This window comes from Bradyrhizobium sp. BWA-3-5, assembly GCF_032917985.1.
In the GTDB taxonomy this organism is placed as follows: domain Bacteria; phylum Pseudomonadota; class Alphaproteobacteria; order Rhizobiales; family Xanthobacteraceae; genus Bradyrhizobium.
Genome location: NZ_CP136626.1, coordinates 5,296,613 through 5,310,756, shown reverse-complemented (window position 1 = coordinate 5,310,756; position 14,144 = coordinate 5,296,613). Strand labels below are relative to the sequence as shown.

Here is a 14,144-nt window from a genome sequence, read left to right as displayed (position 1 = left end):
CCCGACGCAAGCCGGATAATTGGGGGCCGCGCTGCAGCGAAGTGAATCAGGGGCATCGAGCACATCGCCAGGCAAGCGCGAATATGCTTTGATTTGTCTGTGCGCGACAATCTTCCTGATGATCCCGAAACGCTGAAGGCGATGCTACTGGCCGAGCGGCACGAGAGCGAGCGGCTGCGCCATTGCAACGTCATCGCTTTGGCCGGAAGCCGGAGTCGCTTCCTGAAGAACAGATGCTGCTTCACCTCGAGGACGTCAAGCAGGTCGCGGCCTGTACCGAGGGGGTCGATGACGAGAGCGCCCCCGAAGGCCGGGTGGAGCGGGCGCGCAAACGCCGCGTCAACCGCGGAGCGCTGCCGGCGCATCTGCAGCGGGTCGAGGTCATGGTCGACATCGATGATAAGACCTGCCCCAGATGCCGGGCCATGCAGAGCCGGGAGAATTCTGCCCAATATATCGAGCCGCTCGCCGACAAACAGGGCGCCGGCGTTGGCACATCGCGCGCAGCGGTCGACGCCGACTATGCACCCAACGACTAGCAGGTCGGCCAGACCGGCAAGGTCCGTGGCCCCGAGCTGTACGTCGTGGTCGGCATTTCCGACGCGATCCAGCATCTCGCCGGCATGAAGGAATCCCAGGTGATCGTCGCGATCAACAAGGACGCGGGCGCCCCAATCTTGCAGGTCGCCGATTGCGGTCTGGTGGCGGACCTCTACCAGGCGGTGCGGAGCGAAGAACTCGGCAATCTCGGCAAGTAACCTTAAGCCCATCGGCCGGGTGAAGCCAGCCGGAGTTGTTGCGGGTCCACGTCCATCCAACCACGTGAAGCCGCAAGGCTGCTTAGCATCGAGACCGACGGTTGTCCGAAGACTGCGGCTACTGCTCGCAGAGCGCACTACGACGACGGACCGAAAGCCAACCGCCTGAGACGTGGTGAAGACTGGCGGCGCGCCGAGAACGCCTGCCGACGCGCTTCTGTAAGGCCGCGGCGAGTCGAAGTTCAAAGTGTAACGATCTCGATCAGGTCTGCAAAATGCTCAGTGCGGTGAAACGATACCTGCGTCACGCTCCGCATACTGACGCCGAAGCAGGCCGCAAGGCTCTTCGAGGCAGGCTCGATTTCTTCAACGTTAGGATCATCACCGGCGCCGCTCGCTTACCGGAGGGCCTGAACCCGAGATTGGAATTGTGGGTTTCGTCTCGCTCAGGATCGTTGCGGCGGAAGCATCATTACGGCGGTGATAGGACGCAAGGGCGCTCTCGGCGTGTCGTTCTTATTGGAGGCATCTTCCGATCCATCAGTCGGTTGGGCTCATTCCCGGAAGCGCGCACAGGATCCTCATCGATGATTTGCGTCGGGTAATGAACGAGCGCCCTGAAGCGCGAGAACATCTCTTTCAATGCGTTCAAGCGCTGGCATGCATTGCGCTCCTTTGTGCGGCGTTCGGCACGATCGCAAGAAGCGGCTCGCGTCCTGGCTCTGCTCTTGACGCTCATGTGCTTCCAGTAACCCATAACTACCTTTCATCGGTCTTGGGGGGGGCGCCGTGCCGGAGTAACCGAGATGCTAATCCGATTCGAAGGGCAAGTTTCGTTCGCGACACATGGTGTTTTGCAGATGGAGGAACGTAAGTGCCTTGAGAACAAGGCATGCAGTTGTTGCAAGCTTATTCAGGAGCTTATGCCTCGCCTGATTCCGTGACTGCAGCAAAAGAGCCGGGCGACTAGCAAAGCCGCCCAGGCGTTCTGATTCACCTCTTCACTTCATTTTCAGACGAGTTACCGATGGCGGTGTCGTATGCACGGGCCCCAATGGCCTGCGCAGTCCGAACAGTTGGATTCAGCATCATTTGATGGCGCCAAGTAGGTACCGCAATGTACGAAACGCGCGTTTGTAGCCCATTGCGGTACGAACCGGGCCGTTATGACACGACGAGAACACGCTTGCAGAGCGAGCGTGCACATTGAGTCCGACCCGTACAAAGTTTGCGGACCGATAACGAACGCAATCTGTCAACGTAAGCACGCGAGCGGCGGAATGGTCCGCGCCGCGACGTTCACTGGTTCGATTTATCAGTTGGCGTTCGAGGAAGGCCCTGCAGGTCGGGAATGATTGGGGCGGGGGCGAAGATGGTTACTCTCTGCCGTAGCAGTTGAGCAACCACCGTAAGGCGAAACATTTGGAGGACTTTTTATGAAACTGGTGAAAAGCCTTTTGCTCGGTGCCGGGGCGGGTCTAATTGCCGTAGGCGGGGTGCAGGCTGCCGATCTGCCCATCAAGGCCAAGCCGGTCGAATACGTGAAGATCTGCTCGCTGTATGGCGCCGGCTTCTACTACATCCCCGGGAGCGACACCTGCATCAAATTGGGGGGGTACCTGCGCGTTGAGACTGCGCTGAACACCAATGGGGTCTACGCGTCAGGCCGCGTGAACGGTGTCGCGGGAGCTAACAACCGCCTGAGTAACTTTTACACCACTCGTTCTCGAGGAGACCTCAACATCGATACGCGTACCGCGACCGAGTATGGCGTGCTCCGCACCTACTTCGATGCCAATTTCACCTGGACGTCAGGCGGCTATACCGGTGTCGGTGGTGGTGGTACCACCTATGCTGGTGACTTCATCGCGGGCGGCTTGCTTAGCATCCACTACGCCCTCATTCAGTTCGCTGGTTTCACGATGGGTAAGGCGGTATCGCAGTTCTCCACACCTTGGATGAACTATCCCGGGAATAACTTCGACGGCCTTCCGGGCGCCGGCGGCTTCAACCCAGTCAACCAGTTCGCCTATACCGCTAACTTCGGCCAGGGCCTCTCAGTCTCGTTCTCGGCCGAGGATCAAGTCCAACAAGACACGACTAATATCTGGAACGTGAGCGGCGCGACGGCCGCAGGTCTCGCCACCGGTGCGTACGGTGCCAACGACATCGGCGGTTCGCGAGCTCCAGATCTAATCGCGATGCTTCGTGTTGACCAGGCTTGGGGGCTCTTCCAGGCGTCGGTCGCCGCTCACAATAATCACGCTGCTTACTACGGTGCCACTGAACTCACGGGCCATCCTGATGACAAATGGGGTTGGGCTGGTCAATTGGCCTTATCGATTAAGAACATCCCAACTGGTCCTGGCGATACCATCAACATGACAGGCGTGTATACGAACGGTGCAAGCCGTTACAACTTTCAGCAGTATATGCCGACCACCTACGCGATGTACGGTGGTACGAGCATCGCGGGCGCTTACCAGAGCGTCGGCCTTGCTAGCGTCTCTGACTCTGTGTTCGTGACTGGCTCCGACCAGCAGCTGACCACGACCTATGGCTTCAACGGGGCCTACAACCATAACTGGGATCCCCAGTGGAACACCGCGATCTACGGTGGGTGGGGTTCTGTGCGGTACAACGACACGGCCAAGGGCTACATCTGTGGTGCCTTCGTCGGAGCTCTCGCGCTCTCGACCGGAGTTGGCGGTTGTAACCCGGACTTCAACTACGCGGTTGTTGGTGCGGTCACGCGCTGGACCCCGGTCAGGGGCCTGACATTCTCGGCCGATCTGACTTACACCATGCTGGACCAGAAGTACGCGGCCGGAAGCACGGTGGCGCTGCCGACGCAAGCAGGTATCGCCAAGCCCGGCGCCACCTACGAGCTCAAGGACCAGAATACGGTGAGCCTGCTGATCCGAGCTCAGCGCAACTGGTGAGTCTTTGTCAAACTAGCGGAAGGAGAAAAGGGACGGCTCAATAGATCAAATTGTAACCTCCAAGAAGGCCTCCGGCATGCCCGCCGGGGGCCTTTTAAGATCAAATTTCCAGATGTATGAAAACACTGGAGGCAGGACGTCGTGCCGGGCCACAGTCGCAAGCCGCCGCCGGCCATTAGGACCGAAAGACTTGTTCTGGTTGGCGCGAGGCTGATGTGTAATCCACAAAGGGATCCAACAAAGCGCGCTCTTTGGTTCTGCCATTGGGAGCACTCCTAGGAGAGGTACTCTTGCGCTCCTCTGCAAGGAAGTTGCGCTCGGTCGTTGCGCCCGCCGCCCTGGTCTTCGTCCGACGGCGGTGGCCGCCATTCTTCAGCACAAAACTCTTCATGTTGGCCCAGGCCTCGATGCGTGTGCCATCGACCGCTTCGCAAACGACTTCTTCAGTAGCCTGTCTCTCATGTTTGCTGTCAAGGGACCCGATCAAGCGGAGCCGCTCCCGGTTCAGCGCCCGGACGCTAGAATTCGAAGGTGCCCACGGTAGGAGGCAGGACCAAAGACGACGGTTGATCAAGCTCTTATGCGCGGGTTGGCTACCGCATGACCGCGGTTTCGTCTTGGGGCTGCCTCGGTCTAGGGAGCGAGCGTCGGCAATGCCGGCTCATAACACATAACAGGCCACGAGGATTCCCCACCGCGCCCTACCTCCTGCCCTGGGCACCGATATGGTCCAGCAGCGCTCTTCAGGCGCCCGGCCCGGTTTGTACTTGACGAGTGATCGCCCACAGGAAGCCGACCATCTCGCGTGCAATGGCGGTGGTGACGATCACCTTGGGTTTGCCGGCCGCCGACAAGCGGCGATAGCGGGCGCACAGCCTGACCTGGGCCTTCCAGGCGATATCGCGGATAGCTTGAGGCAGGCGCTCGTTGCGGTCATGGAGCTTGCGACTGACGCGGGCTTGCATGCGATAGGTCCATGCCCCCCTCGATCAGAGCCCGCCTGGCCAGAGCGTTGCCGGCCTTGGTGATGCCGCCGCGTCGGATGGTGGCGCCGCTCGAATGCTCCGACGGCACGAGACCGAGAAAGGCCATCAACTGGCGGGGATTGTCGAAGCGGGAGAAGTCGCCAACCTCGGCAACCACCGTCACGGCAACGATGAAGGCGACGCCGCGCATCGCCTGCACGGCCTCTACGAATGGCGTCATCGACCATTGTGGCGCCAGCTCCTCGATCCGTTTGGTCAAGCGGTCCAGACGGGCTTCAGCATCGGTCACCGCATGAATATAGTCCTGCAGAACGATTTGGCTCGCCGGGTGATCGAAGCGCACCGTGGTGAGCCAGCGACGATAAGCCAGAGGCCAACCGTTCTTCCCGGCATAGATGCGCCCATGTCGCAGCAGGAAGCCTTGGATATGTTGCCGCGCCTTGCCGAGCACACGCATCGACGTGACGCGGGCTCTCACCAAGTCGCGCATGGCGCTGCATCCGGAACCCACACCACTGTCAGCTCGCCGCTCCGGTGCAGCTTGGCCAGCATCGCCGCATCGCGCCGGTCGGTTTTAACGCGATCCCCGGCCTTCATCGGGATCAGTGAGGGGCCACCACGATGCAGTTGTGCCCAGTCCCGTCAGTTGTCGATGCAGCCCATATCCGCACGGTCCGGCTTCGTAGCAAAAACTTACCTGTCGGCCACTCTTGCCAAGCTTCTTCGCCAGCTTGGCAATTTGATCAGCGCGATTAGGGATGATGCCCAAGTTGCGAACTTCCCCGCCGCGCATCGCTTCGCCACTGCAACCGAAATCGTCGCCTTGTACACATCCAGCCCCACGAAAATGCTATCGTTCATCAGGCCCGCTCCCCATGCTTAAGGCTCGGCGCAGGACCATCCGGCGCAACCCTCGATAAGAGCTTGCCGCGGGGCGGGCCGCCCGTCACCTCAGAGGGCAAACATAGGGTCTAGTCCTGCCTGACCGGGAGAGGGATTACAAGATCCGTTCGGCGGCTCACAAGCCAAACCACGCTCCGTGGCGCCGAAGAGCGCAATTCGTGTCCAATTTCTGACAGAGGCACAACGCCCGTCGGATTCACAACACCGGCCGTATGGGGGCACGATGGAGGTTTTCACAGTGTAATAGACGTTTATTGCGCGCTGACGGCGGTGGCACGGCCGTTGCTGGTGAGGACACAGCAACATGGAGTGAGGGCTGGTGCACGCACACGTGCAAGACGAGCGATGCTCACCTTCTTGACCCGTGTGACCCGTTTCTGACACACAGACAAGCTTGCACATAAAGTCGCACAACGTTTGGCAATAGCTTTGGAGAGCAACATGGTCTTGCGCATTGAGTCCCCGGCTCCTCCGATCAAGGCGATTTATGCCAAACTTCGGCCGCTGATCGCGGCGAAGGACTGTAGATTTTCGGCAGTCGAAGAGGCCGTCGCGGTGATGCTGGACGACATCAACTTCCGCGTGCTCCATGCGGATCTGTTGCGTCACAAAATGCACGACATGCAACCGGCTTGGCGGTCATGCGCCAATTGGTTCGCGACGCGATCAATCGAAAATCCGAGGTGTGGATGGCCGGAGCGATGCGCGAACTCTTCGGCCCGGCGAAGGACAACTCCTACTTCCCGACTGCCAAGTGCTTTAAGATGGGGTAAGGATCTGTCCGCACACATCCTGGCAATGAATCCTCCGCAACGCGACGACGTATGGGGCGGTCGCTCAGTATTACGAGAGCGGCAACAAGGATCGCGCGATCAAGTTGGTCGAACTCGCACTGAAGTGGCTGGGCGGTCCGGAGCCTATCCAGGACGAAATAAATGGCACGTCCTGTCGGCGTTGCTCCAGGCCCTGGCCAACTAAAACGGTGAGAAGGCTTGTTACGGAGGTTTTGTTCGGCTCCGCAGGCCAATTCTCCTGAAGTGCCAAAGCGACAGCCGCCGGCGCAGGAAAAAATGGAAGAAGGGCTGATGATCGGAATTTGTTTACTCCAGGATCTTCGTGACGCCTAAGCGTCGATATTTCCTTCGCCCTTGACCGCGATCGGCGCCCATCGCCAAGTCCGGTGCGAATGGTCTCGGAGGCCTGGGCGGGCAGGGCGCCGTGGAAACAATGGTGAGGAAGTAGTATGCGCATTTTGATCACTGGCAATATGGGATACGTAGGGTCGGTGTTGACCCGGTTTCTAAAGTCGAAGAATCCCGGAATCGAGATAATGGGCTATGATTCCGGGTTTTATGGCCATTCGTTGACTGGCGCGGAATCAATGCCCGAGGCTTGCCTAACACGGCAATACATCGGCGATGTGCGCGAACTAACGCCTGCGATACTCGATGAAGTGGACGTTGTGGTTCATCTGGCTGCCATCTCGAACGATTCGATGGGCAAAGAGTTTGAGAGCGTTACTACCGCAATAAATCGTGCGGCAAGTGTTCGAATTGCCAAATTGGCTGCTGCCCATGGCGTAGGAAATTTCGTCTTTGCCTCATCATGTTCCATGTATGGCGCAACGGAGGGAGGGCCGCGCAGAGAAAAAGATCCTACCAATCCACTGACCGTCTACGCGCGCTCTAAAATTGGCACGGAGGACGACCTGCGGCAAATTAACCTCAACGGGATGGTCTTTACATCGCTTCGTTTTGCGACTGCGTGTGGGATGTCAGACCGCCTCCGGCTTGACTTGGTCCTAAACGATTTTGTGGCCTGCGCTGTAAGCAGCGGCGAAATCACGGTGCTGAGCGATGGTTCGCCGTGGCGGCCTTTGATCGACGTCGAAGATATGGCGCGAGCGATTTATTGGGCGATTTGGCGCCGTCCAGAAAATGGCGGGACTTGGCTGGCAGTCAACGCTGGCCGAGACGAAAGCAATTATCAGGTCAGCGATCTGGCGGAGGCTGTGCAGCGGCAGGTTCCTAATACCAAAGTCAGCATCAATGCTGATGCTCCGCCCGACAAGCGTTCCTACAAGGTTGACTTCTCGCTCTTCAAATCGCTAGCGTCGGATTTTATCCCCCAGGTTTCTCTAGATCAGTCGATTGGCCGCCTATTGAAAGGCTTTGAACGGATGAGGTTCGCCGACCGGGAGCTCCGGAATTCTCCATATCTGCGTCTTAACATGCTGCGGCGGCACATTGATGCTGGACGGCTCAATCGCGATCTACGATGGCTGGGAGTGTGACGTGAAAGTTAACAAGACACCACAAAGCGGCGCACCATCTCACCGACAACTAGATCGTGGTCATAGTGGAGACGATCAAGGACGCACATCCATCAATAGGCGCGGGCACGCCCGGGGAATCCTCACCCAAAAGGAGTGAATGTCAAAAGTTACAGTCTTGCCGTTGGGCAGGATGATCAAGGTCCGAGCGCGCTTCTCTTGGCGCGCAGATCGCCATTCCACACAATGCGAGGGCAGGCCAGATGCGGATCATGCCAGAATGAGAAGCTCGATATGATCGTGAGCGTCGGCTGTAAAGCGTTTGCCAAGCCAAGGTGCTCGGAACCAGAAACGTAGTCATCGAGCTCCTGAGCTTCGGTTCGGGTCGGTCAAAAAACGGGAAGGACATGGATTCGCAACGGGGCATTATTCACGCCCACGAACGGGAGGGTCGTCGAGATCAGCGTGCGCCCGGCGCGCTCACTCCGTTCCAGGCTTTCGAGACGTCATTAACACCTTTCGACGACTGTTCGGCCACCGTATGAGAGAGACCGCAAGGGGTGGGCGCCCGTCCGCTATTAGGGTTACTTCCGAGTGTGTTGCGAAGCTGACCCGGGTACGAGAGCCAGCCCTGACGCTCGAACGAGCTGCGTGAGGTAATTTGGGTCACGTGTGGACGGCGCCTTGGCAAGAACTTTCTGACGTTTTGCAGCATTGGTCGGGTGCGGTCACGTGTCCGGCCTGTTAGTGTGGCAGGTATGGCCGCTGGCCCTAATGCTCTGCGCGGATCGGGTCCCAAACAAAATGGCGCACTTTGGAGGTGGTGCGTTGACCCAAGCGGGTTCTCCCGATCCCCGGAACGACCGTATCTGCATTACGTCGTCATGCCCTCGCCAATTGGTGTTGCCATCTAGTTGTCGGCCTGCCTCATGCCGCCAGCGACAGCTTGGGTTCCTTGTATCTCTCGCCCCGGACCATGATGGCCCACGCCATCCGCGCAATCTTGTTGGCCAGCGCCACGGCCGCCACCTTGGTGGGGCGACGCTCCATCAATCGTGCGAGCCACGGCCGCTTTTCGGTGCCATGCTTACGCGCGTAGCGGATAACGGCCATTGCCCCGACAACCACCAGCCACCGCAAATATCGATTGCCCTGCTTGGTGATGCTGCCGAGCTTGTCTTTGCCACCCGTGCTGTGTTGCTTTGGCACCAACCCGATCCAGGCCGCAAGACTGCGCCCCGACGAGAAAGTATTCCAGTCACCGATCTCGGCAACCAGGGCGGTGGCACCGATCGGGCCGATACCTGGGATCTCCGCCAGGCGCCGGCTTGCCTCACAGGCCTGGTGCAGGGACATAATGTTCTTGTCGATGGATGCTATCTCTGCGCCGATGGCATCATACTGCCGCGCCAACACGTCGAGGATACCGCACACTGCTGGCGACACCCGGCCATCCTCGCCATCCGCGATAATCCTTAGTAACTCCGCTGTCCCGTTGCGCCCCTTGGCCGACACGATGCCGAGTTCGGCCAAGTGCCCGCGCAGTGCATTGCTCAACATTGTACGCTGGCGCACCAGCAATTGTCGGGTCCGGTGCAGCATCAAGGCGGTCTGCTGCTCCGTAAGCGCTTAGCCGGGACCCTTATTGGGGCTGGCTTGACGATTTGCGGAATCGCCACGGCATGAGGTCTTCGATCCTGCTATGAGGATGGCCGTCGATGATCGCCTCGAGTGTTTCGGCGATGTAGGCAGCCGGGTTGACGTCGTTGAGCTTGCAGGTGGCGACGATCGACGCGAGCAAGGCCCAGTTTTCTGCCCCGATTTCATGACCGGCGAAGAGCGCATTTTTCCTGGTCAGGCAAACTGGCCGGATGGCGTTCTCGACCGGGTTGGTGTCGAGCTCGAGGCGGCCGTCTTCGAGGAAGCGGGTCAGCCCCTGCCAGTGATTCAGCGCATAGCGGATGTCTTCGGCAAGTGTCGAGCCGCTGGAGATCATCGACAGCTGCTTCTCGAACCACATTTTCAAAGCGGCGACGAGAGCCAACGAATGCTCCTTTCGCGCGGCGAGCCGGATGTCCGGCGATGCACCGCGCACCATGGCTTCGATGGCGTAAAGCTGTGCGATGTGCCGAACGGCGGCCTCGGCGATCGGCGATTTGCTGTTGCGGGCCAATTTGACGAAGCGCCGGCGCAAGTGGCTCCAGCAATGCACGAGCGTCCAAGGCCCTTGCAGTCGAGCTACTTCGGTCAGCCGATCATAACCGTCATAAGCATCGCATTGCAGGAAGCGTCCGCCAAAGCCGTCCAGGAACTGCTCAGCGAAGGCGCCGCTGCGACCGGGGCATATCGGAACAGCACGATCGGCGGCCTTGGGCCGCTGTGGCCGCGGTCGTCGGACACGATCGCCCAGAAGTAGCCCTTCTTCGTTTGACCACGCCCGGGATCGAGCACCGGCGCCGTGGTTTCGTCCATGAACAGACGCTCGGCCGCTGCCAGATGGCGGCGCATGTGGTCGGCAACGGGTTGGAGATGGAAGCAGGCGCGGCCGGACCAATTGCCTAGCCCGCATTTCTCACAGAGTTGAGGCGCATCGGGGCGCGAATCAGCGAAAGTTCTTTTGCGAGAAGGACTTTGCGATGATTCGAGGAATGCCCCGATGCCAACAGAGTGTAGCGCAGAACGGTTTGATTTTGGAGTGGTGGAAGGCCGGGCTGTGGAAGCGGCCTTTGATGCTGGCTTGGTGACGTCGGATGCTGGAGCACTGCTTCTGGGCGCCACCGATCGAGCGATCGATTTGGTGAGGCGCTTTGCGGGTTGCTTTCGCGATCATCGCCGCCCGGACTTGATCGAGCATACGGTCGGGACGCTGATCGGACAGCGGGTCTTTGGCATTGCGCTTGGCTACGAAGATCTCAACGATCACGACGAGCTGCGGCACGACCCGCTTATGGCGGTGCTGGCGGGCAAGCTTGAAGCCAGGCGCGAGGACTGCGCGCCGGTGGCCGGCAAGTCGACGTTGAACCGGCTGGAACTGAGCCGAAACGAGCCTTCGCGCTATCACAAGATAGCCTACGAGGCGGCGGCGATCGAGGCGTTGCCCGTGACGCTGTTCCTGGAGGCGCACAAGCGACCGCCGCGCCAGATCATCCTCGATCTCGACGCCACCGACGATCCCCTGCACGGGCATCAGGAGGGGCGCTTCTTCCACGGCTATTACGACTGCTACTGCTATCTGCCGCTGTACGTGTTCTGCGGCCGGCATCTGCTGGCCGACTTCGACGCCAGCGCGGGCAGCGTTGCGGAGGTCGAACGGATTGTCCGGCAAATCCGCGCCCGCTGGCCGTTCGTGCGCATCGTGCTGCGAGCGGACTCGGGCTTTGCGCGCGAGGCGCTGATGACGTGGTGCGAACAGAACCGCGTGGACTATCTGTTCGGGCTCGCCCGCAACACGCGCCTGGTCGCCATGATTGAGGAGGAGCTTGCCGCGGCGAGAGTTGCGGCCGAGAAGACAGGCCGCCCGGCGCGCCGCTTCAGGGACTTCCAGTGGAGCACGCTCGGCACCTGGAGCCGAAGGCGCCGCGTCGTTGCCAAGGCGGAGTGGACAAAGGGCGAAGCCAATCCGCGCTTCGTCGTGACCTCGCTCAAGCGGGCCGAGGCGGGCGCGCGGCAGCTCTACGAGGACATTTACTGCGCCCGCGGCGAGATGGAAAACCGCATCAAGGAATGCCAGCTCGATCTCTACGCCGACCGCACTTCCGCGGTGACCATGCGCGCCAACCAACTGCGGCTGTGGTTAGCCTCGATGGCCTATGTGCTGATCTGCGCCCTGCGGCGCATCGGCCTTGCCGAAACCACCTTTGCGGACGCCACTTGCGGCACCATCCGCCTGAAGCTCCTGAAGATCGGCGCACTGGTGCGCGTCCGCCGCATCAAGATCGCCATGGCCTCGGCCAGCCCAGCCGCCCAGGAATGGGGACACGTGGCTCGACGCCTGGCCGAAGCCGCCAAAGCTCGCGCCTCGCCGGCCTGACACGCGAAGCCGCCACACGCCCAATCGCCGGCATCACCAACAAGGTCCCACGCAGACACGCAAAGCTAAATCGCCAGCCGCGCCCCTCCGCGCCATGGCTCCTCGTCGCCTTCGGCAGATACTCCTATCCCCCGTCCCACAGCTATCGGCCCTGTGAGAAATGCGGGCTAGGGTCGCCCGATCAAGCCGGATCCCCTGGCGCGCATAGATCTCGGCCTGACGGTAAAACGGCGTATGGTCGCCAAACTTGGAGACGATCACGTGGGCAATCGCCGCTTCGGTCGGTAGTCCACCAGGCACGACGTGCTCCGGCGCGTGCGCCTGCACGACAGGGCCGGAGCAGCGGCGGCAGATGTATTTCGGGCGGCGTGTGACCAGCACGCGCCATTGTGCCGGGATCACGTCAAGGCGCTTGCTGACGTCCTCGCCGATCTTCGTCATGGCGCCGCAACCGCACGGGCAGAGCGTGCTCGCAGGCTCGATGATCCGCTCCACCCGCGGCAAATGGGCAGGCAAGCAGCCGCGATTGCGATGAGAGCTTTGATCCGTCGCGTTTCGCGATCGGCCCTGGATGACCTTCTCGGCTTTCTCCTGTGCGGCATCCAGGATGCCTTGCGCGATCTCCACGTCTTCGAGCGGCAAGTGATATTGATCTGGTCGCAGCTTCTCGGATTTCGCGCCGAACCTGTCGCGTCGCAATTCGCCGAGAATGACCTCCAGCCGACGTCGGGCTTCCTCCGACGCCGCCAGCGCGCCCTGATGCTCGCTCAAGGCCGCCTGCGTTTGCGCCAAAAGCGCCTTCAGGCGTTCGTTTTCGTCGCGCAGCGCTGCGATGCTCATGCGCTATTTCGAGCATATCGCCGCCGCGCGTGCCACGTTCAAAATAGCTTCCGAGTCATTCTGCCGCAGTTATCCCGCCGCCTGCGGGCGGCGTGCTTCTTCCGGACGGACCAACCTCCAATCCAGCCCCTCGAACAAGGCCGCGAACATCGCCGGCGACATCCGCATCACGCCGTCTGCGATCGTTGGCCAAACGAACTTGCAACCTTCGAGACGCTTGTGCACCAACACCAGGCCCGTTCGATCCCAGACCAAAATCTTGATCCGGTCAGCTCGTTTCGATCGGAACACGAAGGCCGCGCCGCTGAACGGGTCGAGACGAAGCATCTCCTGCACCTTCGTCGCAAGCCCATCATGGCCACAGCGGAAATCGATCGGCCGCGTTGCAACGTAAATCTTCAGATCCGCACCAGCCGCGATCATCGTGACGCTCGCACCGCGCGGATCACTCGGGACAACTGCTCGGCATCAATGGCCATATCCGTCCGCAGCACGACGTCGCCGATCGCGATCTCAAGCTTGATCGCCGGAACCTGACGCTCCTCCAACGCACCTTCCACGACCAGCGGCGCGAATGTCGGCTGCGATGCCTCGCACGGCGGCAACATGCCTCGCTGTCGAAACCGCCGTCGCCAATCGTAGATCTGCCAGCGCGTCGCTCCGTGTTTGCGCGCCACCTCGGACACCTGGGCACCAGGTAACAAACTCTCGGCGACGATCCGAGCTCTCTCAGCTTCCGAACGTACGCGGCGCCCCGATGGTCCTTCAAGAACCTCCAGCCGGCTCACCGACCCCGTCGTTGAGCCGTCCAAATGGACGTCCTTTTTGCTGTCCAATCCCATCCCAAACCTCCGTCCAAGCCCGGAGGCTTCTTTCGCACAACGATACCGATCCCGAAGCAAGGGTTCCGGCTAAGCGCTTACGCTGCTCCGTCGTCTTGATCGGGACAAAACGCATCGACGGCCGCGTCACAGCCTCACAGATCGCAGCCGCATCATTCGCATCATTCTTGCTGCGTTTGAGGTAAGCCTTCACATAGCTCGGAGGTATCAGTCTGACCGTATGACCGAGCGCCTGAAGTTCGCGGCCCCAATGATGCGCTGACGGACATGCTTCGATCCCGACCAAACAACGCGGCAGCTGGCCAAAATACTCCAGCACTTTTGCCCGACTTACGCGCTTGCGGATCAAGACCGCGCCCGCAACATCGATCCCATGCACCTGGAACACCGACTTCGCAATATCCAGACCAATCGTGCTAACCTCGCCCATGGACGGCTCCCCTCAATGTGGTTTGCTCTAACGCAACCACCCTATGGCACTTCGATGCCGCAGAGTGGGCGCCGTCCACAGCATCAAATGAGAGTGATTGAGCCCGGCTGTCATGCGTATTTCTGATTTTTTATAAGCCGG

Annotated in this window: 7 protein-coding genes and 6 pseudogenes; 5 read left to right on the top strand and 8 right to left on the bottom strand. The window is 60.3% G+C overall.

Features of this window, described 5'->3' with window-relative positions:
• Nucleotides 1-141 precede the first annotated feature (141 nt).
• The 3 genes and pseudogenes from RX331_RS25525 to RX331_RS25515 form a co-directional block, all read left to right on the top strand.
• Nucleotides 142-419: pseudogene (locus RX331_RS25525) on the top strand (transposase domain-containing protein); the annotation flags it as partial.
• Nucleotides 420-758, top strand: a pseudogene (locus tag RX331_RS25520) (FAD-binding protein); the annotation flags it as partial. It abuts the pseudogene before it with no gap.
• 1,436 nt (nucleotides 759-2,194) lie between these two features.
• The gene (locus tag RX331_RS25515; RefSeq protein ID WP_317252567.1) at nucleotides 2,195-3,700 is read left to right on the top strand and encodes a porin; all 1,506 of its coding nucleotides are present in this window, start codon (nucleotides 2,195-2,197) and stop codon (nucleotides 3,698-3,700) included.
• 743 nt (nucleotides 3,701-4,443) lie between these two features.
• On the opposite strand, the pseudogene RX331_RS25510 reads toward RX331_RS25515, so the two are convergent.
• Nucleotides 4,444-5,547 (bottom strand): annotated as a pseudogene (locus RX331_RS25510) (IS110 family transposase).
• Between the two features lie 1,285 nt (nucleotides 5,548-6,832).
• On the opposite strand from RX331_RS25510, the gene RX331_RS25505 reads away from it, so the two are divergent.
• Entirely contained in the window at nucleotides 6,833-7,882 is a 1,050-nt protein-coding gene (locus RX331_RS25505; RefSeq protein WP_317252566.1) for an SDR family oxidoreductase, read from the top strand.
• A 906-nt stretch (nucleotides 7,883-8,788) separates the two neighbouring features.
• On the opposite strand, the pseudogene RX331_RS25500 reads toward RX331_RS25505, so the two are convergent.
• The 3 genes and pseudogenes from RX331_RS25500 to tnpC all read right to left on the bottom strand — a co-directional run.
• A pseudogene (locus tag RX331_RS25500) lies at nucleotides 8,789-9,481 on the bottom strand (IS110 family transposase); the annotation flags it as partial.
• 22 nt (nucleotides 9,482-9,503) lie between these two features.
• The gene (locus RX331_RS25495; protein ID WP_317258245.1) at nucleotides 9,504-9,662 is read right to left on the bottom strand and encodes a transposase domain-containing protein; all 159 of its coding nucleotides are present in this window, start codon (nucleotides 9,660-9,662) and stop codon (nucleotides 9,504-9,506) included.
• Nucleotides 9,645-10,369, bottom strand: a pseudogene (tnpC, locus tag RX331_RS25490) (IS66 family transposase); the annotation flags it as partial. The gene RX331_RS25495 and the pseudogene tnpC, both read right to left, overlap by 18 nt.
• 148 nt (nucleotides 10,370-10,517) lie before the next feature.
• Between tnpC and RX331_RS25485 the strand changes: the two are divergent.
• Complete coding sequence (locus RX331_RS25485) at nucleotides 10,518-11,891, top strand: IS1380 family transposase (RefSeq protein ID WP_317252564.1); 1,374 nt, start codon at nucleotides 10,518-10,520, stop codon at nucleotides 11,889-11,891.
• Between the two features lie 33 nt (nucleotides 11,892-11,924).
• Here the strand turns inward: RX331_RS25485 and RX331_RS25480 are convergent, their stop codons facing one another.
• From RX331_RS25480 to RX331_RS25465, 4 genes and pseudogenes are all read right to left on the bottom strand, one after another.
• The gene (locus RX331_RS25480; RefSeq protein WP_410708014.1) at nucleotides 11,925-12,731 is read right to left on the bottom strand and encodes an IS66 family transposase zinc-finger binding domain-containing protein; all 807 of its coding nucleotides are present in this window, start codon (nucleotides 12,729-12,731) and stop codon (nucleotides 11,925-11,927) included.
• A gap of 69 nt (nucleotides 12,732-12,800) precedes the next feature.
• Nucleotides 12,801-13,154 (bottom strand): IS66 family insertion sequence element accessory protein TnpB, encoded by a 354-nt coding sequence (gene tnpB / locus RX331_RS25475; RefSeq protein ID WP_126261795.1) that lies wholly within the window; start codon nucleotides 13,152-13,154, stop codon nucleotides 12,801-12,803.
• Nucleotides 13,151-13,573 (bottom strand): IS66-like element accessory protein TnpA, encoded by a 423-nt coding sequence (gene tnpA, locus RX331_RS39025; protein ID WP_247474335.1) that lies wholly within the window; start codon nucleotides 13,571-13,573, stop codon nucleotides 13,151-13,153. Before tnpA ends, tnpB begins: the two co-directional genes overlap by 4 nt.
• 79 nt (nucleotides 13,574-13,652) lie before the next feature.
• Nucleotides 13,653-14,003 (bottom strand): annotated as a pseudogene (locus RX331_RS25465) (IS110 family transposase); the annotation flags it as partial.
• Nucleotides 14,004-14,144 lie beyond the last annotated feature (141 nt).

What these genes read in the sequence shown, in the direction of transcription:
- RX331_RS25515 (WP_317252567.1), top strand. Translation starts at nt 2,195, where the DNA reads ATGAAACTGGTGAAAAGCCTTTTGCTCGGTGCCGGGGCGGGTCTAATT.
- RX331_RS25505 (WP_317252566.1), top strand. Translation starts at nt 6,833, where the DNA reads ATGCGCATTTTGATCACTGGCAATATGGGATACGTAGGGTCGGTGTTG.
- RX331_RS25485 (WP_317252564.1), top strand. Translation starts at nt 10,518, where the DNA reads ATGCCAACAGAGTGTAGCGCAGAACGGTTTGATTTTGGAGTGGTGGAA.
- RX331_RS25480 (WP_410708014.1), bottom strand. Translation starts at nt 12,731, where the DNA reads ATGAGCATCGCAGCGCTGCGCGACGAAAACGAACGCCTGAAGGCGCTT.
- tnpB (WP_126261795.1), bottom strand. Translation starts at nt 13,154, where the DNA reads ATGATCGCGGCTGGTGCGGATCTGAAGATTTACGTTGCAACGCGGCCG.
- tnpA (WP_247474335.1), bottom strand. Translation starts at nt 13,573, where the DNA reads ATGGGATTGGACAGCAAAAAGGACGTCCATTTGGACGGCTCAACGACG.